Raw genomic sequence first — 24,492 nt, 5'->3', positions numbered from 1 at the left:
CCCGTCGTGGTTGCCGGATTCAACGGAAGTGACCCCGCTGGCACCAATCGTGACCGCCGCGGCCCTCACTCGCGCCCGCACAACGTCAGACCCCGATGGAAGCAGGTTCCCTTCTCGGTGCAGTGAAACTACGCCAGAACATACTCCGCGCGTCTTCCGGCGGCTTCGGAGGCGGCTCCGAATCGCCACGACGGCGGATGCGCGTCGTGACGGGTTCCTCGGCGTCGAAATGACGGGTGCCGGTACGCTCGGGCGCCGCTTCGATGGTGTGCTCGGCCTTCAGCGACTTGATCCTCTCGGCCAGTTCAGCGGTAGTCGCCGGTGTCGAGTCGGTTTCCGATTCCGGCGTCATGCCGGCCAAGCGGGCTTTGAGTTGGTCACGCAGGCGGGTCAGCTCCGCCTGGTACGCTTCGTGGATGAACGGATTGCCGATGCGGGCCTGGTAATCGCGTAGCTGCGTCTCGGCGATGGAAAGGTCCTGCCGGAGTCGGGACACCTCGCCGCCATACCCGTTGCACAGGCGGTCGAGGGCGTTGAGCACGGCGCGCGGGCCGTGGCTGCCACGGGTGAGGCGGTCCATGCGGGTGGTGGCGCCTTCGAGATAGACCTCCGGCGGGAACTGCGGGCAGAGCACGAGGCAGAAGCGCAGCCCCGGTACACGCCGAGCGGGACGCGCTGCTCCTCGCGGACCGCCTGCGGCAGCGCCTCCAGGCGTTTGCCGAGCACGGCCGCTGCGTCCTCGCGCTGGTACGCGCGGTCCCCGATGACGATGTCGTCGCCGGCGTGAGCCATGACGGTGGCGTGGTCGGCGTGGAGGCTCGCTAACCGCTCGGAATACCTGCCGATCCTGCCCGGCAGGTCGCGCACGCTGCGGCGGGCAACGTACTGCTCGTCGAGGTGGTTCTTGCGCAGCAGCGACAACCGCTGCAACTCGGCGTCGGCCTCGGCGAGCGTCAGGACCGCCGGGTTGCCCGATGCAATCGCCTTCACTTCGGCGTAGGAAAGTTCCTGCCCGCCCACGTCCTCGGCGCGGCGGGCGGCGTTGTTGCCGGTGATGACCTGCCCGATGAACCGGGCTTTCGTTTCGAGCGCCTGCCACATGTAGGCGTCGAACGAGCCTTCGGTGACGTAGCGGTAGACCGCGACTTCGTCGTTTGTGTTGCCCTGGCGCAGGATGCGGCCCTCGCGCTGCTCGACCTCGGCCGGCTTCCACGGTGCGTCCAGGTGATGCAGGGCGACCAGCCGCTGCTGGACGTTGGTGCCGGTGCCCATCTTCTGCGTGCTGCCGATCAGCACGCGCACCGAGCCGTTGCGGACCTTCTCGAACAGCGCCTGTTTCTTGGCGTCGGAATCGGCGTCGCCGATGGCGGCGATCTGCGACCGGGGTACGCCGGCCGCGACGAGTTTCTCCGTCACGTCGTCATACGCTGAATAGCCCCACGGCGTCGGGTGGACGCCCATGTCGCAGAAGATCATCTGCGTGCCGCGCGTGGCGGCGGTTCGTTGCCAGATTTCGGCGACGTGCTCGACCAGGCGGTTGATCTTCGAGCCGGGGTGGTCGGTCGCCGTGACGGAGAGCATCCGTCCGTCAAGCGCCAGCTTGCGGCCGTCGGTGGTGATGTTGAGCGCGTTGTCCTCGCGCGGGTCCACCTTCTCCGTGCGCAATCGTTCGTAGCGCTGCACGAGCTTGTCCTGCAAGGAGTGCTGTTCGTCGGACATGGGACATGCCACGACAATCGCCTTGCCGGTTTCCAGCTTCGGCGTGGGCAGGTTGAGCATCCCGGCGGTTTGAACATCCGAGAAGGCGCGGAACATCTGCTGGAGTTCCGGCAGGTTGGTGAACTTGGCAAAGCGGCTGCGCGGACGGAGCGACGCGCCGTCCGGTGAAATCTCCATCGTGTCGATGACCTCGCCGAAGGTGGCGGCCCAGGCGTCGAAGTGCTCCAAGCCGCGGCTCTTGAGTCCGGCCGGGTCGAGAAAACGCTGCATGGTGTACATCTCGACCATCGTGTTCGAGACCGGCGTGCCGGTGGCAAAGGTCACGCCGTGGCCGGGGTGCTGCTCGCCCAGGTAGCTCGCCTTCATGTACACGTCGAAGGCGCGTTCGCTGCCGCCGGTCTGGATGCCGGCGACGCGCTCCATCTTGGTCGGCGTCTCCAGGTTCTTGAAGAAATGCGCCTCGTCGATAAAAACATGATCGACGCCCAGCTCGTCGAAGACGAGTCCGTCGTCCTTCTTCTCCCGGGCAAGCAGGTCTTTCAGCCGCTCGACGCGGGCGGCCTTCTGCTTCTCGATCTGCTTGATGATGTTCCGGTTTGCGCCCTTGGCGCCGGCGTGCTGGCAGAGCAGCTCGTCGTACTCGGCGATCTGCCCGGTCAGGAACTTCTCCTGGTACTCCCGCGACATGCCGATCCGCTCGAACGAGGAATGGGTGACGAGGATGCCGTCCCAGTCGCCGCTGGCGATCTTGGCGGTGAGCAGCTTGCGGCGGTCGCGGCGCAGGTCGTCCTTCGTGGCGACGAGCAGCTTCGCGTTCGGGTAGAGCTGCATGAACTCGCGGGCGAACTGCTCCAGCAGGTGGTTGGGCACGACGTACATCGGCTTCTTGACGAGACCCGCCTGCTTCATCTTCATCCCGGTCGCGGCCATGGTGAACGTCTTGCCGGCGCCGACGGCGTGGGCAAGCAGCGTATTGCCGGAACTCATGCCGCGCCACACGGCGGCGGTCTGGTGCGGCCGCAGAGAAATCGTCCGGTTCATGCCGGGGAAGTCGAGGTGCGAGCCGTCGAACAGTCGCGGTCGCAGGTTGTTGTAGGTGTCGTTGTATGTGCGTACCAGCCGCTCGGTGCGCTCCGGGTCGGCGAACACCCAGGCGCGGAAGCGCTCCTTGATGAGCTTCTGCTTCTCGCGCGCGGCCATTGTCTCCTCCTGGTTGACGACGCGCTCCTCCTTGTCCCCGTGGTCGATCACGTCGTAGATGGTCGGCGACTTCATGTTGAGGGCCAGTTCCAGCAGCCACGCGCCGTTGGCGCGGGCGGTGCCGTAATCAGACGTGGCGGCGACGGATGCCTTGGCTGCATGGCCGGCGTCCAGGCTCCATACGGCATCCTTTTCAAGATGAGCGACGGGGACGGCTTCCGGCTCGACGTGGAACAGGTCGGCCGCGAACGCCTGGATGTCGGATGCCGGTATCCACGGCGCGCCGAGATTGGCGTCGATGTCGCCGGGCAGCACGTCCTCGGGCTGCACGCGGCGCAGGGCCTCGGCGTTGCGGGCGTATTCCGGGCCGGCCCTCTCCGCCTTGGGCAACTTCGCTCGGACGTTGCCGGACAGGTAGTCGTCGGCGGTCTGCCACGCCCGCGACTCGGGGTCGTGATAGACCAGGTCGCCCAGTTCGGCGATGACCTGCTGCTCCGGCTTGCCGTAAAGCTCCGCAATGAAGGGCAGGTCCACCCTGCCCCGCTGGTTGAGCGAGACGAGCAAACCCTCCTCGGCGCTTCTGACGTGGGTGACGGGCGGCGTGCGCCCCACCACGTCTTTGGTCATGATCGCGGCCTTCGCCGCCTTGCCCGTCACCTCGTCGTACTCCTCCAGCGACATGACCAGCATGGCGTCGGGGTCCTCGAGGAACTTCACCAGGTTGGGCCGGCGGCGGATCACGCTGCCGTCGCGGGACTCGCTGAAGGTGGTCTTGTTGATCGGGCCGTACGTGCGCTGGAAACGGTCGTAGGCGCGGCCCAGTTCACGGCGGGCGTCCTCGCGGCTCTCGCCGGGCCAGTCCTCGTTCTGCGATTGCAGCACGCGGCGGGCGCAGTCGCGCAGGCCGATCAGCGCGGCCAGCCTGCGGCCGGTGAGCGCGCCGCCCGCCTTGAGCGCGGCGCCGCCATACACGACGGGCACGGCCTGGCCGTTGACAAGCTGATTGATGGACTGGTCGCTGGCGACGAAGAAACTGCCTTCGCCCACGTGCTTTTCGGGCGGCGGCGGCGTGAACGCCGGGGCGGGTTCGTCGGTCGTCGGCTCCGCCCGCTGCGGCGCGAACGCCGGCAGGCGTTGAACGGCATCCTTCAGCTTCGCGGCGAGGTCGCCGGTTCCGCGGATGCTGTACCCTTCCCCGCCGTAGAGCGTGTCCTTGCGGCTCCAGTCGCCGAGCACCATCTCCGGGTGGCTGAGGAAGTAGCGGTTGACCTGGACTTTGACGCCCTCGATCTCCAGGGGGGCGACGCCGAGCCAGTCGGGGTCGGCGTGATGCTCCGGCTCGCCGGGAGCACGCTTGCGCAGGAAGAGGATGTCGGTGACGACGGCGGTGCCTTCGCGCTTGAAGGCGTCGGACGGCAGGCGGATCGCGCCCACGAAGTCGGCCTTCGAGGCGAGGTACTCACGGATCGCGGCATTCTGCTTGTCGAGCGTGAAGTGCGACGTGACCACGGCCAGCACGCCGCGGGGGCGCAGCGCATCCACCGACCTGGCGATGAAGAAATCGTGAAGGGCGAGCTTCTGCCCGTGATAGTCGAGCCGGATGTCGGCAAACGGCACGTTGCCGACTGCGGCGTCGATGCGGTCTTCCGGCAGCTTGGTGTCTCGGAAGTACTCGATGCGGATGTCATGCTCTGGGTGCAGCGACCGGGCAATCCGCCCCGAAATCGAGTCCAGTTCGACGCCGATGAAGCGGTGCCGACCGCTCCCCTGGCTCATGAAGTTGCCGACGCCGCAGCCGGGTTCGAGGATCAGCCCGTCCTCGGGCACACCGAGCCGCGCGATGGCGTCGTGAATCGCCCCGATGACGGTCGGCGACGTATAGAAGGCGTTGAAGGTGGTGCGCTTGGCGCTGTCGTATTCGGCAGGCGTGAGCAGCGCCTTCAGCTCCTCGCCGAGCAGCTGCCAGCCGGCGTCCTTGTAGCGTCCCGTCACCGGGTCAGGAAAGATCGACAGGGCGACGGGTCCGAAGCCGGGAAACTTCGCAAGGATGCGTTTCTCTTCGGGCGTAGCTTGCCGCTTTTCGTGCTCGATGGCCTTCAGCGTGCGGATGGCCGCGAGGATGTCGCGGGCCTTTTCCTTCTCGCCGCCGGCGACCTGGGCGATCGGCGCGTGTGTGCCGCCGGGCGGCTGCTCGTTCTGCTCTTCCGATGTGTCGGGCGGGTGGCTGAGTCGTTCGCCGGCGCCGGGAGCCGCATCTTCCTCGTCCATCCGGGCTGGCGGCGGCGGCAGATCCCACAGCGTCGGGCCGCGCCCGTGTCTCAGACGCGCGACGTGAGACTGCGGACGAACGCCATCGCGGCGTCGAGCGAGAGCCGTCCCTGCCCTTCCGCCGGAAACGCGGCCTGCAAACGATGCTCCATCTCCTGCACCGCGATCTCCATCGCCATGCTCGCCGTCTGGGCCGGGTCGTGATCCGGCTTCGTCGCCGAGAGTTGGTCCTTCAGCGACTCGTGCCGCGCCTTCAGCGCCGTCGCCAGCGACTCCGTGGCCGTCAGCAGCATCCGGCCGCGGCGGAGCTGCTCGTGCAGTTGCGGGCTGCGCTGCAGGAGTTCGAGGATGATCGTTTTGTACGACATGGCGGGTTCCTTCCTGTTGCTGCGGTGCGTCCTCCAGCGCGACGGCCGTGTCGTCCGAATCGACCGGAAACAGCAGCGGTGTTTCTGACCCTGGGCGTGACCTTCTGCGCATGGTCACGGCGCGTCGTGCCCGCCCGTTCCGCATGCGTCCGTCCGCTCGGGCGCATGGGCGTCACCACCTGGGACGGCAGCGCCGGGAGACGCGGCCATGACAGGAATGACGGATGATTCGATACACGCGGGGCGGGAATGACGAGGCATGGAGTTGGTGGTGTGAGTTGTGGCGTACTCACATGCCACACTCTCGCCGACGAATCAACCCCAAACTGCACCGCCCGGGAAACCGCCGCGCTTCCGACGGGTCAACGCCGGCGGATGGAGCGGAGGATTGCGAGCGGATCATCCCACTCCAGCGCCTCGCACCAGTCGAGGAATTCGATCGGGTCCAGGCGGCGCTGGCCGGTCAGGGTCTTGTGGACCGTGGTCCGGGGGCGGGACAGGCGCTCGGCGAGCGCCCGGACCGACAGGCCCAGCTCGTCCGCCCTGGCGTGGATGAGCCGGGCGAGGCCCTGGTACGCGGAGTGCTGTAGGGGCTGCTTGGTCGGCAGTAGACGTTTTTTTCCGCGGGTCGTTGGCACACCTAAGCAGAGCCGCTATACTCGGGTGTCCCCAAAACGCGGACAGTTCCCGCGTGCGTGCCGCGGGAGTATCTGGCGCTCTGCCCCCGACGCCCCGGAGAGAAAGAACATGCGGCTCGGATTCGTTTTCACCGTCGTTACCATGCTCGCCTCACACGCCGCCGCCGACATCATCGAGGTCGGCGGCGCGGCCGTTCTCGCCGAGCCGCCGGCCAGCATCGCGCTCAACCAGTGGGAGAGCGACACGGAGATTCGCGGCTTCTTCGAGCGCCAGACGACGCTGCTTTCCGACCTGGCGCTCGACCACGTCAACACCGGCCTGGTGGACTACGAGTCGCTGCTCGTGCCGGGGTTCGTGTCGGCCGGGACGGCGGTGCAGAGCTACCTGTTCCACGCCGACTCGGTGGACGGCTTCGACGCGCTGCTCTCCGGCTACGTCGTGTTCGACGCGCCGAACTTGAGCGTGCTGATCCACACCGCCTCGATGAACGGCACGGATGACATGCTCGGCCGTCCGGGCGTGACCTACGGCAACAGCCCCGGCAGGCGGCTGGAACTGCCGCCCGGCTCGCTCGACATGTTCGAGATATCCGGGGACCGGACGCGGCTGGACTTCACGCTCAAGTTCGGCGCGGCGTACGACGAGATCCGCATCATCACCGCTGCCGTGCCGGAACCCGGATCGCTGGCGCTGCTCTCCCTGATGGGCCTCACCGGGATGCGGCGACGGAGGGAGGCGCGACGATGAACACCGCACCCTCACCCGCTCGTTCGTTGTTGGCCCGGTTGCTCCACGGCGTCGGCGTCGCCGTTGGTCTGGTCGCCGCCTTTCTCCTGGGCATGATCCTGTCGGCTGCGGGCGTCGATCGTCAATCGCCACTGCTGATCGCGGCTGGCTTGATCGTGTCGCTCGCGGCGCTGATCTACGGGCTTCGGATCGTGGCACGTTGGCAACGGCGTAGCGATGCTGAGGCGGCGGCGTTTGCGAACCACCTTGTATGCTCGGAGTGTGGTGTCTTTCCGCACGACAAGGGCATCGCCTGTGCGCCGTCGCGCGCTCGTGCAGCGGTGAACGTGGCCGTCGGAATCGTGGTCGCCTTGGTTCTTCTGAACGTAGTGATGTCCGGACTGGACAGGCGCTCGCTCGGTGCAGGGTTCGCGGTTGTTCTCCTGGGCACTGCGGTCGGCAGATGGACGAAGGCGCCGAGGTTTGCCTGTCCAACCTGCAAGGGCAACTCGGTCGTCTCCCGCAATAGCCGCAAAGGTGTTCGCTGGGCTGCACAGTCCGACGAACGAAGCGTTGAGCGGTCGTCGCTCGACATGCCGAGCAGTGGACCTTCGGCTACCCGGTCGTAAGGGGGCCGCGGTCTGCCTGGTGCTGTTCGATGCTCCCGTGCCTGCATCAATCCCATTCCGCGAGAAATCGTCCCTGAGGGGTCGAAGAGTATCTTCAGGCGGTTGACGTTGCCTCAAGGTCGATTCTCCGCTTCTACGAGCCTCTATTGAGGCGCAGTACCTGTCCGCAAATCCGAATCCTTCCCTGAATGCCATTCCGGCCTTTCCGCGACTCAAGCCACAGCTTCCTGCACGGTCTGTGCAACGCTCGGGAACACTGGTGTCGCCTGCTCACTGCGGCTGCTGCGGCTTGCGGAGTGTTACCCACAGGCGGCGCCGTTCTTCAGGTGGGCGTACGGGCCGCCGCCTCGACCAGCGCCGTGGATGCGCGCTCGGCGTCGGCCGTGATGCCTGGTATTGAAGTATAAGAAAGGCCACGGGTGCAACCTGTTGATCTTGCTCGATCCGAACCGTCACGATTTGTCGGGCGACCGTCAGGACCGGTCGGAGAACCGTCAAAATCCCCTTGCGCCTCTGTCGGTCATGTGCCAGTGTGCTGTCTGTCAAGTGACAGAATCGGAGGCAGAGAATGACGGAAGCACGACAGAATCAGGTATTTTCCGCGAACCAGGTGAGCACGAAGCGTGGCTTCCCGGTCTACCGCACGAACCCGAGTGTGCCGGCGACGAACGGAATGACGACGCGCACCAAGCGATTCCATGTGCCGGGCGGCAAGGGCTCGGTGATCGTGGACAACAGCAGCGGCGAGATCAAGGGCCTCGGCGGCATGGGCTTCTGGTGGGAGGAGGAAGTGGACTCCAGCCGCTTCGTCAAGCTGTTCCTCGACGGCATCAAGCAGGCCGCCGACCTGTCCAAGACGGGCATGCAGGTCTTCGAGCTGGTCTACCACGAGATGCGGGCCAATCCCGGCTCCGACGAGATCAAGCTCAACCAGTACCTCGCCAAGGATCACGGTATCAATGACCGCACCTACCAGCGCGGCGTGCGTGAACTGCTCGAAAAAGAGTTCCTCTACCGCAGCCCGAGCGACGGCGTCTTCTTCGTCAACATCCGCTTCATGTTCAACGGCGACCGGCTGGCCTTCGTCCGCTCGTACCATCTCAAGGGATCGAGCCGCCAGCAGGAACTGCAACTCGGCGACGTGGCCGCCCTCCCCTCGCCCGTCCCGGCGGATGATGCGGGCGGCGTTGCCGACCCGGCGATCGAGTCCGACAGCGGGAGCGATCTGGCGGTCAGCGATCAGGAGAGGTAGCCGTTCGAGCGGAGCCACGGCTCGATGGCCTGCTCCAGGATGTCCTGCAAGGTGTTCGGCTCGACGCCTTTCAACTGGCGTTCCAGCGAGGCGCGCTTGAGCGCCTTGGCGTAGTCGTCGCGGATGCGCGTGCTCAGCGAGACGCGGTTGATGACCGGCGCGGCCGGGGCCTGCGTCTGCGGTTTGATCTCCGGCGGCGCCGCGCCGGGCTTCCCCTCGTACACGAACTCGCGTGCGACCACGGTGTCCACCTTCGGCGTGGCCTTGAGTCCCTCGGCGAGTGAGCGGCGTTCGGCCATGCGTCCCCTCCCCTCCGCTACGTCGCCACAGCCTGGCGTTTACGCCCGGCCGGGCGCGACGATGCCGCTGCCTCCGGCAGCAGCTCGCGGAACAGGCGCTCCACCTCGACGGCGGCTTCCCTGGCGCGCGAGCCCATGTGCCAGACAACGGCCGCCTGGCCGGGCGCATCGGCGTATATCTGGCGCAGCGTCATGAAGGTCGGCGTGATCGGCAGCTTGAGCAGCGCTGCGGCCTCGCGCATGTCCTGCGTGAGCCGGTAGTTCTTCCCCACCATGCTGAGCACGATGGTCGCCTTCGGCGGGCCGACGCGGATCTTCTGCGCCTGGCGGAGCACCTTGGTCGCGGCGTCCAGGGCGCGAATCTCCAGCATGGACGCCTTGCACGGCACGATGGCCTGGTCGGCCACGAGCAGCAGCGCCCGGCTGGTCTCGGCAAGACTGCCGGGACCGTCGGCCACGACGTAATCGGTCTCCTGGGCGAGCATCGGCAGCTCGTTGATGATGGTGTCCGGTTCGCGCATGCACAGCGTCTTGACCTGCGGCGCCGCCTCGCGAATCCACTGCGACGACGACTGCTGCGTGTCGCAGTCGGCCAGCGTCACCCGGTGGCCCTGCTTGTCGAGCCAAGCGGCCAGGTGAACGGCGAGCGTCGATTTCCCGACCCCGCCCTTGGAGTTCGCCACGGCGATTATCATGCCTGACAGCTAGCACGATTGCATGCCGGATGGCAAGCACTATTTGTTGATGGCCGTCATGCCGGCATTCAGGCCCGCAAGCTGGACGGCAAGACCGACTGCACTCCTGCCTGCATGATTGCCAGCCGTCAAGCCGTCATGGCATCCGGCCTTCATGCCAGCAAGCCTGCCGACAGGATGGAGAGCATGCCGTCATGCATTCGCGCCTGCATGCACGCCGTCAGGACGGTAAGCCAGCCTGCAAGCATGACAGCTTGCCAGCCAGCAGGCTTTCACGGTGAAAGAAGTCCTAAGCACCGCTTAGGGGAGACGTCTGCTCTAATTGCGCATTGAGGGACCATGTTGTTTGTGCATGTCGCGGCAGTGCCTGTCAATCGTTTTGTGGCATGTACAGCGGTTCAGTTGGGTATATGACTGGCGGGTAGATCGGATGCGTCAGCGGCGGGGTGGAGTGTCCAGGAGCCGCTGCATTACGACCTCCCAGGGCTCGCCGGGAGCGAGGCCGACATCGGCCTCCGCGCAGCGCCGGTCCAGCTCAGCGAGTTGTTCGGGCGTGAGAGGCGGGAGGTACCTATTGTCGTTGGCGGCTTTCAGCATGCGGTCGAGCATGGATGGCGCACGGGTGGATGTCAAGTTTCAGAGCAAAAATACTGGTTGCCGGCCGGGCATGCCCGGCCGGCCAGCGCTCGAACACCCATCTGTTGTTCGCAGTCGCAGCTGCGGGGATTCTACCGGGGTTCCTTGCGCTCAGGTGACCAGGGGCACGATCTGTCACGCGCGGTCACGATGGTTCCCGCAACATCTCCCTCATGCTCCCCGGCCGGCTCGTGTCGGCGCCAGTGATGCAGGCGGCAAGCCTGATGATCGGAGGACCGGTCTGCTCTACGCGGTCTGGGACAGGCCCAGCCACAGGATTCGGTCGGATGGAGTGTCGGGGATACGAACTGTTGCCCGCAGTCGTGAACGTCCGTTTGCAAGCGCTTTTCCGCGTATTGCCCCGCGACTCGTTCTCTCCTTCATCTGCCGTCGCCGGTTGCGTCTCTACCGGCTGCCGGCGTTCAGTATCCTCCGGTCACGCCGCTTGCAGGGCAGGCGGTTCCCCATAGGCGAAGTCCCTCCCGTCTACCCACATGCGGTGCATGACGATGGCGATCTTGCGGGCGAGCGCGACGGAGGCCGCCTTGAAGCTGGTCCGTTGCGCGAGCCGCACGCCCCATGCCTTGAGCCGGCTCCAGCGATTGCTGCGCGTGAGCATCGTCACCGAGGCCTCGAACAACAGCGTGCGCAGCGCACGGTTGCCGCACTTGCTGATGCCGCCCGATCGATCCGTTTCGCCGGACGCGTATCGCTTCGGTGTCAGCCCGAGATGCACGCCCACGTCGCGGGACTTGCGGAACCGTAGCGGGTCATCGATCTCCGCCCGGAATGACAGCGCGGTGATGGACCCGACGCCCGGTACAGTGATCAGGCGTTTGCACACCGGGTCGGCCCTGGCAATGCTGACGCATTGCTTGTCCAGCACGCGCTGCCTGGCCAACAGGTCGTCGCGCGCCTGGAGCAGCGTGAGCACGGCCTGCCTGAAGAGCGGGTTCTCATCGTCGAGCGAGCCCTTCACCTTGGTGGAAAAGGCGGCGGTGGTCACAGCGCCGAGCTTAATGCCGACTGCCTTGAGCCTGCCACGGATGTGGTTCTCCAGGCCAAGGCGGAGCATCACCAGTTCCTTTCTCCCTCCGACCAAGGCGCGGAGCGCCTGGCATTCCTCGGACTTGACGTGAACGGCCTTGTACCAGCCCGTTCGGGCAATCTGGGCAAGTCCGCGCGCATCGTTGCGGTCGTTCTTGATCCGCTGCGCCTTAAGCGTGCCGTGGGCATGCCGGGCATCAATGCAAACCACCGGCCACGACTTCCGTAGCCCGTGGTAGAGATGGGCGCTCAACTGTCCGGTTTCAAAGACAATCCGCTCGATGGCCCATTTCTGGCTGTGCTTGCGTAGCCAGCCGTCAAGGTCGGCGATCTCCGACCGTTCGACGCCTTCCCGAACCAGATTGCCTTCGTCGTCCACGACGCAGATGTGCGTCGATTGCAATGAGATATCAAATCCAATATACACGTTCATGGGCTGTGACTCCGTTGTTGATGGTTGAAGTGCTCCGGCGAGCACCGCCATCTGGAGCACAGCCCCAAGCAATACGCAAATTGCGCAATTACGGAATCTGCACAACTTTTGTCTGCGAGCGCATTCTCGATGGCCTCGTGGAGACTACTGCGAACGGCGGGTCAAACGGAAGCGGAACGTGGACCGCCGGACGCTCAGTGGGACAACTGACTCAGGCGGATGCGGGGCAGGGGCGGAGCTTGGATCGGTTGGCGATTGTCATCGCCGGACCGCGCCGGGCGAGCGCTCGCATTCAAGGCAGGCGATGCGGCCCTTTCGCCATGCGGCCTGGTTGAAAAGCAGGGCGAGCGTGCCGGCCCGGGCCATGTCGTCATTGCCGCCGTAGGCGATCTCACGGTCGTACCGGCTCAGCGCCGCGGCGCCGCGGTCGATGATCTCCTGGTAGCGGATGCGGGCCTCGTCGAGCTCGCGCCGCTCGGATTCGAGCCGGTCCCGAATCGCAACGATCCGCTTGGCGCCGGGCTTCGGCAGCTCGCGCTCCATCGCGCGGCCGGACTCCTCGCTGGCCGGAATATCGTCGAACGGGATCGGCGGAGCATTGTCGCCTTCGCGGTAGTAGTGCCAGGGATGGCCGGGACCGTACGAGCAATCCGATGAACGCGGCGAGTCTGAAAGGTCACGCGGTTGAGCACTGGGAGCAGGGTCCGGTGCGGCTTCCGCCGCGATTGGCTCGGTTCCCTGAATGTGCGGCTGCTCCGAAGGCGGGTTGTCATCGGTCGGCGTCGATTCGGGCCAGGTGAACCGAAGCTGTCCCGCCTCGGCGTTTCGCGGGGCGTCGTGCGTCTGCTTGGCGGAACTCATGGGGACCGGAATGTCATGCGGCTGGAGCGTGCGTTCTTGCGTGGTTCTGGTCAGGATGCCTCAGCATGCCCCGCATGTAAACCGGAAACTCGCATCTGCCGTATACGGCCGTCGTCGTCGGGTCCTCACCGGCGGCTGGGACCCGACACGGCGGGCGGCGGGCACCGCTCATTCAAGCCCATACCTGCCGGTATGGTCCCGAGTCCGAGGGTTCCTCAATCCGAGTTGTTCAGGCGCACGGGGCGTGACAGGCGATGCCCCGCCTGGCGCGGACCATGCCGGATTCGGTCGGCGCGGGTGCCCGCTGGCCCATTGGCTATTCCGCGCCAACCTTGGCCCGGATGGTGACCCGCAGCGGGTCGGCCTGGGTCGGCAGCACGGCCAGAATCTCGATGCGGTCCGGCATGCAGCGGTAGGTGACGCCGAAGGGAAAACGGTGGATGAGGCAGCGGCGAACGTCGGGCAGAACCTGCTGGCAGCCGGCGGGGAATCGCGCAATCTGGAGCCGCGCGCGGCGGAGTTCGTGCAGGAACTCGCGGCCAAGGCCGGGGCGTGTGGCCTCGTAGGCCGTTGTGGCGTCGGCGATGTCAAAGGCGGCGGCGGGCGAGATGACGACCGGCAAGGTCACTCGGCGAGTAGGCGCTTCATCACCGCGTCGAACGGCTCGCAGTGGACGGCGCCGCTGTCAATCTCGGCGATACGACGCTCGATCTCGGCGCGCTGCGCGGCGGTAAGGGGCAGCGCCTCGATTTCCTCCCGGACGCTGTCCCACAGCCGCTGCACCAGGTCAAGGCGTTGCTCGACCGGCAGCGTGAATATCTCGAAGTGATCGGTTTGCGGTTGCATGGTGAACCTCGGAAGTACCAGATTCCAGCATGCCTCAACGCGGCTCGCATGTAAACCGGAATGTTCATGCGCGTGCCTCCTGCGATGAGTCGTTCTGCGCCGCGGCGATGCGCTTGCGGGCGTACTCGAAGTAGACCGGGTCGCGCTCGATGCCGACGAATCGCTTGCCAGCGAGCACGGCGGCCACACCCGTCGTGCCGCTGCCCATGAATGGGTCGAAGATGCAGTCGGCGCGGAGCGAGTCACAGAAGTAGCGCACCTGGCCGAGCGGGCGAGGGCAGGGGACGGGGTTGTCGCCCGTGTAGCCGTCCCACGGCGTGAGGTCCGAGACGTGCCAGTCGCGCGGCAGTTCCTCCTTGAGCAGGGACTTGCCGCTCCAGAAGATCACCGGGTCCCAGCTCAGGCAGCGCTGGCGGCCGCTCTCGGGATAGACCTTGCACGCGGCGATGATGCGATACCCTTTCGGGAAGTAGCGGTGCCAGCGCTCGGCGGTGAGCGGACTCTGCCAGACGAAGCACGGGCCGCCCGCGGTGATGCGGACCAGCTCGGGCACGAGCCGGGCCATCATGGCGTCGTACTTCTCGGGCGCGTCGTCGTAACTGCGGTACTGGAACCCGATGCCGTAGGGCGGGTCGGTGACGACGGCGCCGATGCCGGAGAGCGTCGGCAATACGTCGAAGCAGTCGGCGCGGTAGAGCGTGGCGTTGCCGATGACGCGCTTCTCGATGGAAGCGCCGGTTGCGTGTGCGGACACCCTGACGGGCGGCGTCCTGCGGCTACGCTCGGCGTAGAACGGGTTGACGGCGTGCATCATGACAGCCCCCGTTCTTCCCAGAGTTCGGCGAGGTAGTGGTCGTGAGCAATGCGGTCCAAGTCGCCGTAGCACTGGCCGTGCCGGTCGCACCAGTGTCGGGCGTCAGCGAGCAGGTCGATCAGGTTGGCGATGGTGTCGTAGTCGTCGTTGTACCGGGCGAGCGATTCCTCGCAGCGGTCGGCACGCTCGGCGTTGGTGATGTCGGTGTCAGTCATCGTGTGTACTCCTTTCAATGGAGAAAGGGCGGGCCTTGCGGCCCGCCCGGCTCAGGATGGGTCAGTCCTTCTTCTCGCTCGCGACGCGGAGCGTGATGCGGCCGTCGAGCGGCACGACTTCAAGCTGGATGTTGAAGCCCTTGCCGTCGGCGTGCGGCCAGGCGCTGCCGATGCGGGTCCAGAAGCCCTTCTTGCCCTCCCGGTCGCGCACCTGGTAGGCGATGTGCGTGGGAGCCTTGGAAGCGTTGTTCTTCGTGTCGGACATGTGAGTCTCCTTTCTGGAGGTTTCCGGCCGCGCCCATCGCGGCCTGATGGCACGCGGTAAACGGCCGCTCCAGCCGGGGCGAAGCGCAACGGTCACAGCGGAAAACGGGAGGGACCCGCGTCTGCAACGCAGTGAAGATGTTGGGGGGAACCGGTTTTCCGCTTGACCGGACCGGCGGCGGCTGTAGCGATGCCGTCAATCAGGCCGTGCGTGGGCGCAGGAGACCGGGAAAAGAAGAGACGAGCCCGGCACGTCAACGCCCAGGCGACCACGTCGAACAGTCGGACAAGCGGGAAGCGATTGCAGGGGCGGCTTGCTTCTGGTCTGCGTCCCGCCCAGTTGCACGCGGTGAGGGCCGACATCAGCGATGGTGCCGACGACGCGCTGCACCTCCGCTGCGAGTGCAGTAGTGGCCCATCCGCCGGGCAGGACGGAAGGCTGCCGTGGCAGGTGGAGCGAGAATAGCCAGCAGATTCAACGGCATGCCACAAGTCGTACGACTGTCACCGAACTGTCATACACAAGCGCAGCGGGACGTGATACCGTAGATTATAGAGAGAGACAGAGTGGCCACACAGGACATAGATGACGTTGGTGAGTACGGTCAATCGGCGCTGCACAGGGCGGTAGAGCTGGGTGATACGCAAACGGTCAAGGAACTGCTGAACGGTGGGGCCGATCCCAACGGTGGCGATTGGGGCTACCAACCGCCCCTACACATTGCTGCCGAACTCGGACACGTCCATGTCGCGGAACTCCTGCTCGACGCTGGTGCCCGCATTAACATCAGAACCTGGCGTGGAACCCCGCTTCATGCGGCCGTGCGGGGCGGAGACCGCAACGCACCGATGGTTGCGCTGCTGCTGGCCAGGGGAGCACGGATCGAGGCGAGCGGGGGGCGCAGCCACTTGCATCTGGCCGCGCTAGGTGGTCACACTGAGATCGCGAAATTGCTCGTGAAGGCGGGTGCCGATGTTCTTGCCGACGGACCCGGAGGTGGCAGGTTTTCGGGATGTGTCCCTGTCAGCCATCCCGAGTTGGCGAAGTTCCTCTCCGCTCTAGAAGATCAAGCTCTAAGAGATCGGACCCGCAAAGGCAGGTCACGCTGAGTCGGCACGTTGCAGCGGCAGCGTTGAGCCTGAGAGGCCTCCGGGGTAGAGGTCAGCGTCCTCCCGACCCTGAGCGTTGACAGGAGCGAACGCCACGGGCCACATACCTCATGATTACGGCAGCGTCGCGCGCGCCCTGTTAATAAGCAGCGACCCTGGCCCTACGGCCAGCGTCCTGACACATTGCTGGCAGCCGGTGCTCCCGTGGTGAGACGCGCGTGGCCCGCGCTGTCCCGCCCTTATAGAGTGAAGGGGCTCACTATTCACACAATTGTCATACACAAGGCGCCGCGGCCATGTTATCGTGTACTAAGCGCTACGTATGAGTGATGAGTATTGTATGACACGGGAGACCCCTGATACAGCCGACCCACCCGCCCTGACGCCGGACGAGGTCGCGCTCGGCATGGCACTTATGAAAGGTGACTCCGCAGCAGCCGCGAGGCTCTCTCAATCCGGAGTTGACCTTAACGCCGTAATGGCCGGAACGGGTCTTACGCCGGCGAGCTATGCGCTGATGGTCGGCGACAGCGCCCTTCTCAAAGCGATTCTTGATCGCGGCGGCGACGTCAATGAGCGGGATGAGTTCGGACGAGAGGCGCTTCATTACGCGGCGGGGTTCGGCGAGGGTGATAAAGTCAGAATGCTCCTCGACAAGGGCGCTGATGTCAGTGCGATAGACGCAGCAGGACAGACCCCCTTGCACTGGGCTGCGCGTGGCGGTGATGCGGACACAATAAGGGCGCTCATTGAACATGGTGCGGATAGAAGCGCTCGCGACCACAGTGGGGCGCTTGCCGAGGATCTCCGGACATCACAGGCTGGTCTCGCGGGGATAGGTATCGGCGGCATCGCGGGCTCGCTGATTGGTCTCATGATTGGCATGAGCGCAGGCGGACCGATGATGGGACTCGTGGCAGCGCTGCTGCTGGGTGCCGGCGGTGCGGCAGCCGGTGGTGCCGTTGAGCAACGGCTCCGGGACGCGGAGCTCTCGGATCTGCTCGGCGTCACAGTTCCAGGCGGCCTCGCAGGCGCTGTTCCGCAAGTACGGAGCCGGGCCACACCGGTGGAGTCAGAGCCCTCCAAAGATATGGATGCCCTCGCGCGGGCCGCCAAGCGTGCTGGCACATTGATGGGTGGGGCGCGGCTGGAGGTCAAGGAATCGGGGCAGTCGGCAGACCCGGTAAGACCGACGCAGTCGCCCCGTGTACCGTCTGTGTCCACAACTGTCCAGCGGTAGGAATATGCCGGGAGCGATGGCGATAGTGGAGAGAGTCCCCGACAACTGTCACCACATTGTCACGTGGATGTACCTGCGCGTGGTATGCAGGGGGCACCGCAGCGTCGCACGGAGGGACGCATGACGGATGCACATGACGCGACGCACGATCGGAGAATGCCGCCGTTGCATAGCGCGGCGGTGTTCGGCACCCAAGCGACGCTGAAGGATATTCTGGCAACGGAAGCGAATGTCGATAGCGTGGACGGCCACGGACGGACAGCGCTCCACTATGCCTGCTCTTACGCGGGCTGTGAAGACTCGGTGAGATTGCTGTTGAAGCACGGTGCCAATGTGAACGCCACCGATGAGTACGGGGCGACGCCACTGCATCACGCCGCCATGAAGGGTAGGGATGGCTTCAACGCGCCCATTGCCATCCTGCTTGAAGCAGGTGCTGACACGGCCGTACCTGATCATGAGGGGCGCACGCCCGAGGAGGTTGCGAGATCGGCAGGGAATCATGTGGGTGCCGAACTCATCCGGTCCCTCGGACAGGGCAGGATGCATGGAAGGCGCCGGTAGGGCAACACTCCCGGTGACTGTCGTGGAGTCCTATAGGGAGGACCGCGAGTTTCGCATGCGGATACATGGGAAAGTGGCGAGTGCATGCCTGCCGCTCGTTTGGTGGCCGCAGTATCCTAGTGACGAGGCGAGGGTACGTGCGGTGTCGTGGGCGGCTTGGTTCGATAAGGAGCGCCTGCACGGGCTTCCTGCTGAAACAGTTTCGCTGATTGCCGACGCGTTTATGACTCTCGATGCAGCGTTGAATGGGAGACGCGTTGTTGAGATGCGACGACAGGACGCTCTGGTGGCCATATCCGGGATGTACCATCTGTTTACCGACACTACCGCACAGGGGATCGAAGCGCGAGAGCTTCTGTCTCAACTGTGTGGCAAGCTTCGCCTTGGGGCGCTGCTGTCGGAAGAATGCCTCCACGATCAGACGACGGTCGTATCTTTACGCCGAGCAGCGAGCCTGGGTGTGGAGGACCGATCGCGTTAGCGTTCGGTGCGCTGACAGCGCGGTGGCACCATATTCAGGCAATGCCAGGTGGCGGCAGTGCAAGCGGGATACAACCGTAAACGAGTGAAGGTTTACGATGACGGGATGTGAGTTTAACAGGGCGGCTCGTCACGACGGAGTCACCCTCGTTGAGGTAGCAGTCGTCTTGGTTGTCATCGGACTGATAACCGGTGTCATACTTGCTGGGCGCGACCTGGTCAGGGCGGCCGAAGTCCGGGCGACAATCGGGCAGCTGGAGCAATACAACGCGGCAGTGCAAACATATCGTGGGCGATTTGGTGGGATTCCGGGTGACCTGCAAGTCGCTCAGGCGTCCGCATTCGGCTTCTTCGCGTTCACCGGCGCGAACGCAGGCGGCGTCGGCCTGGGTGATGGCAATGGAGTGATCGAGAACGTGAACCCCACAGATAGCTCACCAGTGGCCGTCGGCGAACCTCTGGCTCATTTCCGACACCTGTCCGAAGCGGGTCTGATCGATGGTGCGTTCGGAACGGAAGGGAATAGTGCGATCGTGTCATCGACCGGGTTGCCGACCGGTCCCATAACAGACGTCACACGGAGTTTACCGCCTGCGCGACTGGGACGGTCCAACTCCATTGTCGGCTTCTCCCATGCGGGACGGCATTACTATGAGCTCAATGCCGTAACGGAGATTGGGGCGAATGGTGAGTACATCGCAGCGAGTCCGCAGTTGACGCCCGCCGAGTGCTTCCAGCTGGAAAGCAAGAGCGATGACGGTATGCCGAATACCGGGCACATCGTTGCTCGTGGACCCGGCGTCTCAGGGGCGTTGAATCAACCTCCCGCTGTGGGAGACACTGCCTGCGTAGAGGGGCTTGACCTAGGCGACGGCTACATGTTGAGCAATCATATCCCAGCATGTGCTCTGCGAGTCCGCATGTCTTGGTAGATGAGCTGTCTGATGCAGCGAGCCCGGGAGCGGTGGGGAGGAGATACTGCACCTGGGCCTCGGGCTCTTCCGCGATTGTTGCGGAAGGATCCGATGCTGCGCGCGCTGGACAATCTGTCACTGCAGCGCGGGCATGCGCGCTCTCGCTCTTGATCCCAGCGCTGTCCTGCGCCATGTGAGGAGCGCGGGAATGTGCGGGAACCCAGCAGATCGCTTGGGTCTGGGAACCGAGCTTCGGCTTATAGCACGTGACGCTTCGATGACAGTGCCTGTATGCGGGGTGGAGGTGAGCTGACCCAGCGTGGAATCCGCCGGGGGTGGGCAAGTTCAGGCCGTCATGGTCCCGGTGGGTCGGTTGGCTGGAAATGGACCAACGGGAGGCTCTACCCTCACATAAAACCGCCGAGAGGAAGTCCGCTTGAAACCCGTGGCAAGACAGAGCCGGCCGCTCATGTTCGGTCGGTCCGTCGTGAAACTCGGTGAAAGAAATCAACCCCCACGCGAACAACTTCTTGACGATTGCGAATGACGCGGTAGGAACTATCGCGTCACCATGCTTCGCATCACCCAGAACAGTACGCCCGAAGGCGCCAAGAGCTACTACTCGACCGCCGACTACTACGCGGAGGGGCAGGAACTCGTCGGCGCATGGAAAGGCGAGGGGGCCGGGCGGCTCGGCCTTTCCGGCAACGTGCGCCGGGAGGACTGGGATGCGCTGTGCGACAATCGCCACCCGGCGACGGGCGAGACGCTGACGCCGCGCACGAAGCGCGACCGGCGGGTCGGCTACGACTTCAACTTCCACGTGCCCAAGAGCGTCTCGATCCTCTACGGGCTCACGCGCGACGAGCGACTCCTCGACGCCTTCCGCGAGTCGGTCGAGGCGACGATGGAGGATATCGAATCCGAGATGCAGACGCGCGTGCGCGTCGGCGGTCGCAACGAGGACCGGACGACCGGCAACATGGTGTGGGGCGAGTTCGTCCACTTCACGGCTCGGCCGGTGGACGGCGTGCCCGACCCGCACCTGCACGCGCACTGCTTCGTGTTCAACACGACCTGGGACGACAAGGAGTCCCGCTGGAAGGCCGGGCAGTTCGCGGGGCTGAAGCGCGATGCGCCGTTCTTCGAGGCGGTGTTCCATTCGCGCCTGGCGCGGCGGCTGGAGGAACTCGGCCTGCCGACGCGGCGGACCAAGCACGGCTGGGAACTGGCCGGCGTGCCGCAGTCGGCCATCGAGAAGTTCTCAAGGCGGACGGCGCTCATTGAAGAGAAGGCAAGCGAGGCCGGCATCACCGACCCACGAGCCAAGGGCGAACTGGGCGCGAAGACACGGGAGAAGAAGCAGAAGGACCTGACGCTCGACGAGCTGCGCGGCGAGTGGATGTCCCGCATGACGGCGGATGAGCTGGCCGCGCTGACGGCCGCGAAGAGCCGCCTCGGACTCGAGAGCATCCCGGAGGACGGCCGGGCGGCGCGCGAGGCGGCGCTGCACGCCGTGGGGCACTGCTTCGAGCGCAGCGCCGTCGTCCCGGAACGAAAGCTGCTCGCCGAAGCCATGAAACACTCGGTCGGCCGCGCCTCGCCGGAGTCGGTGACGCGCAGCCTGGAGGCGGAGCACCTGGTGACCGCCGAACGGAACGGGCGACGGCTGGCCACGACGCGGAGCGTGCTGGAGGAAGAGACGCGCATGCTCGGCTTCGCGCGCGGGGGCAGGGGGACGTGCCGGCCGCTCGGTACGGCGAACCACGCGCTCACGCGCGACTGGCTCAACGCCGACCAGCAACGCGCCGTGCGGCATGTGCTGGAATCGACCGACCGGGTGATCCTGATCCGGGGCGCCGCCGGCACGGGCAAGACGACGATGATGAAGGAAGCCGTCGAGGGCATTGAGGCGGGCGGGCGCCGCGCCTTTGTCTTCGCTCCTTCAGCGGACGCCAGCCGCGGCGTGCTGCGCGACGTCGAGGGATTTGCCGACGCCGACACCGTGGCGCGGCTGCTTGTGGATGAGCGGATGCAGGCGCAGGTCGCCGGGCAGGTCGTCTGGATCGACGAGGCAGGGCTGCTCGGCTCGAGGACGATGGCGAGAGTGTTCGACCTGGCGGACCGGCTGGAGGCGCGGGTCATCCTCTCCGGCGATCGCCGGCAGCACGGCTCGGTCGAACGCGGTGCGGCGCTGCGGCTGCTCGAAGAGGAAGCCGGTCTCGTGCCGGCAGAGATTCGGGAGATTTTGCGGCAGCGCCGCGACTACCGGGAAGCCGTGCGGGCGCTGAGTGAAGCCCGAACGGAGGACGGCTTCCGCGAGCTGGATCGGTTGGGGTGGATACGCGAGATCGGCGAGACGGAGCGCTACAAGGCACTGGCCGAGGATTACGTGGCGTCGGTGGAAGAGGGGAAGACGGCGCTGGTCGTCTCGCCGACGCACCTAGAGGGCGAGTGGATCACCGATGAAATCCGCGCGCGGCTCAAGCAATCCGGCCGGCTGGCCGAAGGGGAGCGGATCTTCCTGGCGCTGGAGAGCGCGAACCTGACGGAAGCGGAGAGGGCGGACGCGCTGAACTACGCTCCCGGCGACGTGCTGGTGTTCCACCAGAACGCGAAGGGGCATCGCAAGGGCGAACGCGTCGCGGTCGGTGATGATCCCCTGCCGCTCGACCAGGCCGACCACTTCCAGGTCTACCGGCCGTCGGTCTTGCCCATTGCCCCCGGCGACGTGCTGCGCGTCACGAAGAACGGCATGACGGCCGACGGCAGGCACCGGCTCAACAACGGCGCGCTCTGCACGGTGCGCGGCTTCGACGCCGGCGGGAACATCGTCCTGCAGAACGGCTGGACCGTCTCGAAACACTACGGCCACCTGGCGCACGGCTACGTCGTGACGAGCCATGCTTCCCAGGGCAAGACGGTGGACCGCGTATTCATTGGTCAGTCGTCCGACTCACTGCCCGCGTCGTCACGCGAGCAGTTCTACGTCAGCGTCAGCCGCGGGCGCGAACGCGCGACCATCTACACCGATGACAAGGAGGCCCTGCTGGAAGCGGTCAGCCGTTCGGATGACCGGCTTACGGCGACGGAGTTCGTTGCCGGGCGGGACGTGCGAGAGCGCGCCGCCACGCTGCAAAGGTTGGAGCGGCTGGCGGCGATTCCCGACGCCGCGCGCAACATGCACACAGAACAGGAGCGATTGATCCATGAGCGATAGCGCCGTGCTGCAACGATACGTGACGGGCCGCGAGTCCCGCCTGGGAGCGAGCGACAACCACGCGGAAGCGGACGCCTGCGACGACCTCGGCGCCTTCGGCTGGCTGCGCGGCGGCATCCGCGACCGGGCCGTCATGCTGGAGCTGCGCCGCAAGGACGGCAGCATCGTGGCTATCGGCTACGGCTGGCTGGAGCGGGTCGAGTTCGATCCTTCGGAAGGCATCACTCTGTCGGCGGGAGGGCAGAAGATCCGCATCAGGGGCCGCAATCTCAACGCCGACGTCCGCCCCTCGGTGCGTCTCTTCGAGGGCATCACGCGCCACCGCGTGCCGTGGGTGAGGGAGGCCGACCGCAACGCCGGTTTACAGGCCGGCGATAGCGAGACAGTGGTCGATGCGATCGAGTGGTAGTGCTGCGGTCAGCGACCGCGCCCGCGTCCCCGTCGGTGCTCGTCGGCAGCGTGCTTGCGGTTCAGGTCGCGGAGCAACGGCTGGAGCACCTGCATAACCGACGCCACCGCCATCACGCCCATGCAGACCATCGCGACCTTGTTGAAGACGACCGCGTCGGATGCGGGTGCGCTGCGGGCCATCTGCTGGGCGGTGTTGGCGAGGTGAAGCGGGTTGGGTGCGGACATCAGGAGCAAAGTGTGAGCTGGTAAACCGCGACCATAGCGCATCCGATCGCGTCTGTGAATGACAATTGTGTGACAAATGACTGAGCGCATCCGCCAGTGGCTACATGCTTTCCATGCGCATCCTTCCACCGCGCGGAGGGACGGCTTTCATGGCGGCGGGATCCGCCGAATAGAATTACTCTGGCGGTGGAAGAATGGTGTGAACCAGTCATCCGAGAGCGCGGCCGGCGTCCAACCTGTCAGGGTAGGGTCTACCCCAGCCTGATGTCAGACAGTTTGCGCGGAGCCTGTCAGAGTAGAGTCGCTTCAAGTATTTGTTGACAGGTGCGGCGCGATGTCATAGACCTTTCCTGACAGTATGGAGGGAAGGTGTCGGGGAAGGGTCAACGGATCGGGTACGTGCGGGTCAGTTCGTACGATCAGAACGCGGAGCGGCAACTCGAAGGGGTGCAACTCGACCGCGTGTTCACCGACGCGGCATCCGGGAAGGACACCGACCGTCCCGAACTCAAGGCGCTGGTCGCCTACGCCCGCGAAGGGGACACGATCGTCGTCCACAGCATGGACCGCCTGGCGCGCAACGTGGACGACCTGCGCCGCGTCGTCCAGGAGCAGACCCGACGCGGCATCCGCGTCCAGTTCATCAAGGAGAACCTGCTTTTCACCGGCGAGGATTCGCCGATGGCGAACCTCATGCTCACCGTGCTCGGCGCGGTGGGCCAGTTCGAGCGTGAACTCATCCGCGAGCGGCAGCGCGAGGGCATCGCGCTGGCCAAGCAGCGCGGCGTGTATCGCGGCCGCAAGCGGGCGCTGTCACCGGAGCGCATCGCCGAACTGCGCGCCCGCGTCGCCGGGGGCGAGAAGAAGGCTCGCCTCGCCCGCGAGTTCGGTATCAGCCGCGAGACGCTTTACCAGTACCTGAGGGAATCACCGGCGACGGAGGCGGGATGCTCGACCTCCTGACGATCGCCCTGGAGGCGCACAGCGACGAGCTGAACCATCACCGGCGGTACGAGCTGGCCGTCGGCCGGGACCTGCTCGGCCACTGGGTCGTCACCGTCCGCTACGGACGGGTTGGTCAATCTCTCCGTGAGCTCCGGTTTGCCGGCCCGGATGCGGACGACGCCCGCGCCATCCTGCACGATCGGCTACGGCGGCGGCTGTCCGCGCCGCGTCGGATCGGCTGCGCGTATCAGATCCGGGAACTGGTCGTACCGGCGCGGACGGCGCTGTCGGACTGGCTCCCTGCTTCGTCAATTGCGGCACTGGCGGCTTAGGGGCTGGACAGCGAAGAGTGCTCGCGCTTGGCGCGGACATGTGGCACACTGGGCGAATCGGAAGCACGCGCGGCGCATTTGTCATGCAAACGTCACACGCGATCGCCGCCGCACGTGCTACAGGTATGGTCCACGGAGAG

At 65.6% G+C, this 24,492-nt stretch carries 23 protein-coding genes and 1 pseudogene; 11 read left to right on the top strand and 13 right to left on the bottom strand.

Going from position 1 to position 24,492, the window contains the following annotated elements; translation table 11 throughout:
• Positions 1–85: 85 nt before the first annotated feature.
• Positions 86–5,187 (bottom strand): annotated as a pseudogene (locus IPM18_09205) (DEAD/DEAH box helicase family protein).
• Positions 5,188–5,237: 50 nt separating this feature from the next.
• Positions 5,238–5,555, bottom strand: coding sequence for a hypothetical protein (locus tag IPM18_09200; protein MBK9119760.1), 318 nt, complete (start codon positions 5,553–5,555; stop codon positions 5,238–5,240).
• Between the two features lie 293 nt (positions 5,556–5,848).
• Here IPM18_09200 and IPM18_09195 point away from each other — a divergent pair, with 293 nt between their 5' ends.
• The 4 genes from IPM18_09195 (at position 5,849) to IPM18_09180 (ending at position 8,801) form a co-directional block, all read left to right on the top strand.
• Positions 5,849–6,145 (top strand): hypothetical protein, encoded by a 297-nt coding sequence (locus IPM18_09195; GenBank protein MBK9119759.1) that lies wholly within the window; start codon positions 5,849–5,851, stop codon positions 6,143–6,145.
• Positions 6,146–6,302: 157 nt separating this feature from the next.
• Positions 6,303–6,941: a PEP-CTERM sorting domain-containing protein gene (locus IPM18_09190; protein ID MBK9119758.1), complete on the top strand. Its 639-nt coding sequence runs from the start codon at positions 6,303–6,305 to the stop codon at positions 6,939–6,941.
• Positions 6,938–7,549 (top strand): hypothetical protein, encoded by a 612-nt coding sequence (locus tag IPM18_09185; GenBank protein ID MBK9119757.1) that lies wholly within the window; start codon positions 6,938–6,940, stop codon positions 7,547–7,549. The genes IPM18_09190 and IPM18_09185 overlap by 4 nt, the downstream gene beginning before the upstream one ends.
• Before the next feature lie 568 nt (positions 7,550–8,117).
• A complete protein-coding gene (locus tag IPM18_09180) occupies positions 8,118–8,801 on the top strand; it encodes a hypothetical protein (protein ID MBK9119756.1) in 684 nt (227 codons plus the stop codon).
• Here IPM18_09180 and IPM18_09175 read toward each other — a convergent pair.
• The 10 genes from IPM18_09175 to IPM18_09130 all read right to left on the bottom strand — a co-directional run bounded on the left by IPM18_09175 (position 8,789) and on the right by IPM18_09130 (position 14,912).
• Positions 8,789–9,100, bottom strand: a complete 312-nt coding sequence (locus tag IPM18_09175) for a hypothetical protein (protein MBK9119755.1) — start codon at positions 9,098–9,100, stop codon at positions 8,789–8,791. The genes IPM18_09180 and IPM18_09175 overlap by 13 nt on opposite strands.
• Positions 9,101–9,117: 17 nt before the next feature.
• Positions 9,118–9,795 (bottom strand): AAA family ATPase, encoded by a 678-nt coding sequence (locus IPM18_09170; GenBank protein MBK9119754.1) that lies wholly within the window; start codon positions 9,793–9,795, stop codon positions 9,118–9,120.
• 435 nt (positions 9,796–10,230) lie between these two features.
• Positions 10,231–10,404 carry an addiction module protein gene (locus tag IPM18_09165; GenBank protein MBK9119753.1) on the bottom strand — a complete coding sequence of 58 codons (174 nt, stop codon included), beginning with the start codon at positions 10,402–10,404 and terminating at the stop codon, positions 10,231–10,233.
• Positions 10,405–10,867: 463 nt separating this feature from the next.
• Entirely contained in the window at positions 10,868–11,911 is a 1,044-nt protein-coding gene (locus tag IPM18_09160; protein ID MBK9119752.1) for an IS110 family transposase, read from the bottom strand.
• Between the two features lie 258 nt (positions 11,912–12,169).
• Positions 12,170–12,772: a hypothetical protein gene (locus IPM18_09155; GenBank protein ID MBK9119751.1), complete on the bottom strand. Its 603-nt coding sequence runs from the start codon at positions 12,770–12,772 to the stop codon at positions 12,170–12,172.
• A gap of 316 nt (positions 12,773–13,088) precedes the next feature.
• A complete protein-coding gene (locus tag IPM18_09150) occupies positions 13,089–13,394 on the bottom strand; it encodes a type II toxin-antitoxin system RelE/ParE family toxin (GenBank protein MBK9119750.1) in 306 nt (101 codons plus the stop codon).
• A 2-nt stretch (positions 13,395–13,396) separates the two neighbouring features.
• A complete protein-coding gene (locus tag IPM18_09145; protein MBK9119749.1) occupies positions 13,397–13,618 on the bottom strand; it encodes an addiction module protein in 222 nt (73 codons plus the stop codon).
• Between the two features lie 64 nt (positions 13,619–13,682).
• Complete coding sequence (locus IPM18_09140) at positions 13,683–14,186, bottom strand: hypothetical protein (GenBank protein ID MBK9119748.1); 504 nt, start codon at positions 14,184–14,186, stop codon at positions 13,683–13,685.
• Positions 14,187–14,428: 242 nt separating this feature from the next.
• On the bottom strand, positions 14,429–14,647 hold the full coding sequence (locus tag IPM18_09135) for a hypothetical protein (GenBank protein ID MBK9119747.1): 219 nt from the start codon (positions 14,645–14,647) through the stop codon (positions 14,429–14,431).
• 61 nt (positions 14,648–14,708) lie between these two features.
• Positions 14,709–14,912 (bottom strand): hypothetical protein, encoded by a 204-nt coding sequence (locus tag IPM18_09130; GenBank protein ID MBK9119746.1) that lies wholly within the window; start codon positions 14,910–14,912, stop codon positions 14,709–14,711.
• 566 nt (positions 14,913–15,478) lie between these two features.
• Here IPM18_09130 and IPM18_09125 point away from each other — a divergent pair.
• The 5 genes from IPM18_09125 to IPM18_09105 all read left to right on the top strand — a co-directional run bounded on the left by IPM18_09125 (position 15,479) and on the right by IPM18_09105 (position 22,848).
• Positions 15,479–16,021: an ankyrin repeat domain-containing protein gene (locus tag IPM18_09125; GenBank protein ID MBK9119745.1), complete on the top strand. Its 543-nt coding sequence runs from the start codon at positions 15,479–15,481 to the stop codon at positions 16,019–16,021.
• Positions 16,022–16,343: 322 nt separating this feature from the next.
• The gene (locus IPM18_09120; GenBank protein ID MBK9119744.1) at positions 16,344–17,261 is read left to right on the top strand and encodes an ankyrin repeat domain-containing protein; all 918 of its coding nucleotides are present in this window, start codon (positions 16,344–16,346) and stop codon (positions 17,259–17,261) included.
• A 120-nt stretch (positions 17,262–17,381) separates the two neighbouring features.
• Positions 17,382–17,825 carry an ankyrin repeat domain-containing protein gene (locus IPM18_09115; protein ID MBK9119743.1) on the top strand — a complete coding sequence of 148 codons (444 nt, stop codon included), beginning with the start codon at positions 17,382–17,384 and terminating at the stop codon, positions 17,823–17,825.
• A 1,965-nt stretch (positions 17,826–19,790) separates the two neighbouring features.
• Entirely contained in the window at positions 19,791–22,439 is a 2,649-nt protein-coding gene (locus IPM18_09110) for a relaxase domain-containing protein (GenBank protein MBK9119742.1), read from the top strand.
• Positions 22,429–22,848 carry a hypothetical protein gene (locus IPM18_09105; GenBank protein MBK9119741.1) on the top strand — a complete coding sequence of 140 codons (420 nt, stop codon included), beginning with the start codon at positions 22,429–22,431 and terminating at the stop codon, positions 22,846–22,848. The genes IPM18_09110 and IPM18_09105 overlap by 11 nt, the downstream gene beginning before the upstream one ends.
• 8 nt (positions 22,849–22,856) lie before the next feature.
• Here the strand turns inward: IPM18_09105 and IPM18_09100 are convergent, their stop codons facing one another.
• Positions 22,857–23,075: a hypothetical protein gene (locus tag IPM18_09100; protein MBK9119740.1), complete on the bottom strand. Its 219-nt coding sequence runs from the start codon at positions 23,073–23,075 to the stop codon at positions 22,857–22,859.
• Positions 23,076–23,444: 369 nt separating this feature from the next.
• Here IPM18_09100 and IPM18_09095 point away from each other — a divergent pair, with 369 nt between their 5' ends.
• Positions 23,445–24,038, top strand: coding sequence for a recombinase family protein (locus IPM18_09095; GenBank protein ID MBK9119739.1), 594 nt, complete (start codon positions 23,445–23,447; stop codon positions 24,036–24,038).
• Complete coding sequence (locus tag IPM18_09090; GenBank protein MBK9119738.1) at positions 24,023–24,352, top strand: WGR domain-containing protein; 330 nt, start codon at positions 24,023–24,025, stop codon at positions 24,350–24,352. The genes IPM18_09095 and IPM18_09090 overlap by 16 nt, the downstream gene beginning before the upstream one ends.
• Positions 24,353–24,492: the final 140 nt, after the last annotated feature.

This window comes from Phycisphaerales bacterium, from assembly GCA_016716475.1.
In the GTDB taxonomy this organism is placed as follows: Bacteria; Planctomycetota; Phycisphaerae; order UBA1845; family Fen-1342; genus JADJWG01.
This window is presented reverse-complemented; position numbering and strand designations above follow the sequence as displayed.

What these genes read in the sequence shown, in the direction of transcription:
- IPM18_09165 (MBK9119753.1), bottom strand. Translation starts at nt 10,404, where the DNA reads ATGCTCGACCGCATGCTGAAAGCCGCCAACGACAATAGGTACCTCCCG.
- IPM18_09110 (MBK9119742.1), top strand. Translation starts at nt 19,791, where the DNA reads ATGCTTCGCATCACCCAGAACAGTACGCCCGAAGGCGCCAAGAGCTAC.
- IPM18_09200 (MBK9119760.1), bottom strand. Translation starts at nt 5,555, where the DNA reads ATGTCGTACAAAACGATCATCCTCGAACTCCTGCAGCGCAGCCCGCAA.
- IPM18_09190 (MBK9119758.1), top strand. Translation starts at nt 6,303, where the DNA reads ATGCGGCTCGGATTCGTTTTCACCGTCGTTACCATGCTCGCCTCACAC.
- IPM18_09115 (MBK9119743.1), top strand. Translation starts at nt 17,382, where the DNA reads ATGACGGATGCACATGACGCGACGCACGATCGGAGAATGCCGCCGTTG.
- IPM18_09135 (MBK9119747.1), bottom strand. Translation starts at nt 14,647, where the DNA reads ATGACTGACACCGACATCACCAACGCCGAGCGTGCCGACCGCTGCGAG.
- IPM18_09145 (MBK9119749.1), bottom strand. Translation starts at nt 13,618, where the DNA reads ATGCAACCGCAAACCGATCACTTCGAGATATTCACGCTGCCGGTCGAG.
- IPM18_09120 (MBK9119744.1), top strand. Translation starts at nt 16,344, where the DNA reads ATGAGTGATGAGTATTGTATGACACGGGAGACCCCTGATACAGCCGAC.
- IPM18_09090 (MBK9119738.1), top strand. Translation starts at nt 24,023, where the DNA reads ATGCTCGACCTCCTGACGATCGCCCTGGAGGCGCACAGCGACGAGCTG.
- IPM18_09160 (MBK9119752.1), bottom strand. Translation starts at nt 11,911, where the DNA reads ATGAACGTGTATATTGGATTTGATATCTCATTGCAATCGACGCACATC.
- IPM18_09105 (MBK9119741.1), top strand. Translation starts at nt 22,429, where the DNA reads ATGAGCGATAGCGCCGTGCTGCAACGATACGTGACGGGCCGCGAGTCC.
- IPM18_09195 (MBK9119759.1), top strand. Translation starts at nt 5,849, where the DNA reads ATGCCACACTCTCGCCGACGAATCAACCCCAAACTGCACCGCCCGGGA.
- IPM18_09130 (MBK9119746.1), bottom strand. Translation starts at nt 14,912, where the DNA reads ATGTCCGACACGAAGAACAACGCTTCCAAGGCTCCCACGCACATCGCC.
- IPM18_09170 (MBK9119754.1), bottom strand. Translation starts at nt 9,795, where the DNA reads ATGATAATCGCCGTGGCGAACTCCAAGGGCGGGGTCGGGAAATCGACG.
- IPM18_09155 (MBK9119751.1), bottom strand. Translation starts at nt 12,772, where the DNA reads ATGAGTTCCGCCAAGCAGACGCACGACGCCCCGCGAAACGCCGAGGCG.
- IPM18_09140 (MBK9119748.1), bottom strand. Translation starts at nt 14,186, where the DNA reads ATGATGGCCCGGCTCGTGCCCGAGCTGGTCCGCATCACCGCGGGCGGC.
- IPM18_09180 (MBK9119756.1), top strand. Translation starts at nt 8,118, where the DNA reads ATGACGGAAGCACGACAGAATCAGGTATTTTCCGCGAACCAGGTGAGC.
- IPM18_09185 (MBK9119757.1), top strand. Translation starts at nt 6,938, where the DNA reads ATGAACACCGCACCCTCACCCGCTCGTTCGTTGTTGGCCCGGTTGCTC.
- IPM18_09100 (MBK9119740.1), bottom strand. Translation starts at nt 23,075, where the DNA reads ATGTCCGCACCCAACCCGCTTCACCTCGCCAACACCGCCCAGCAGATG.
- IPM18_09175 (MBK9119755.1), bottom strand. Translation starts at nt 9,100, where the DNA reads ATGGCCGAACGCCGCTCACTCGCCGAGGGACTCAAGGCCACGCCGAAG.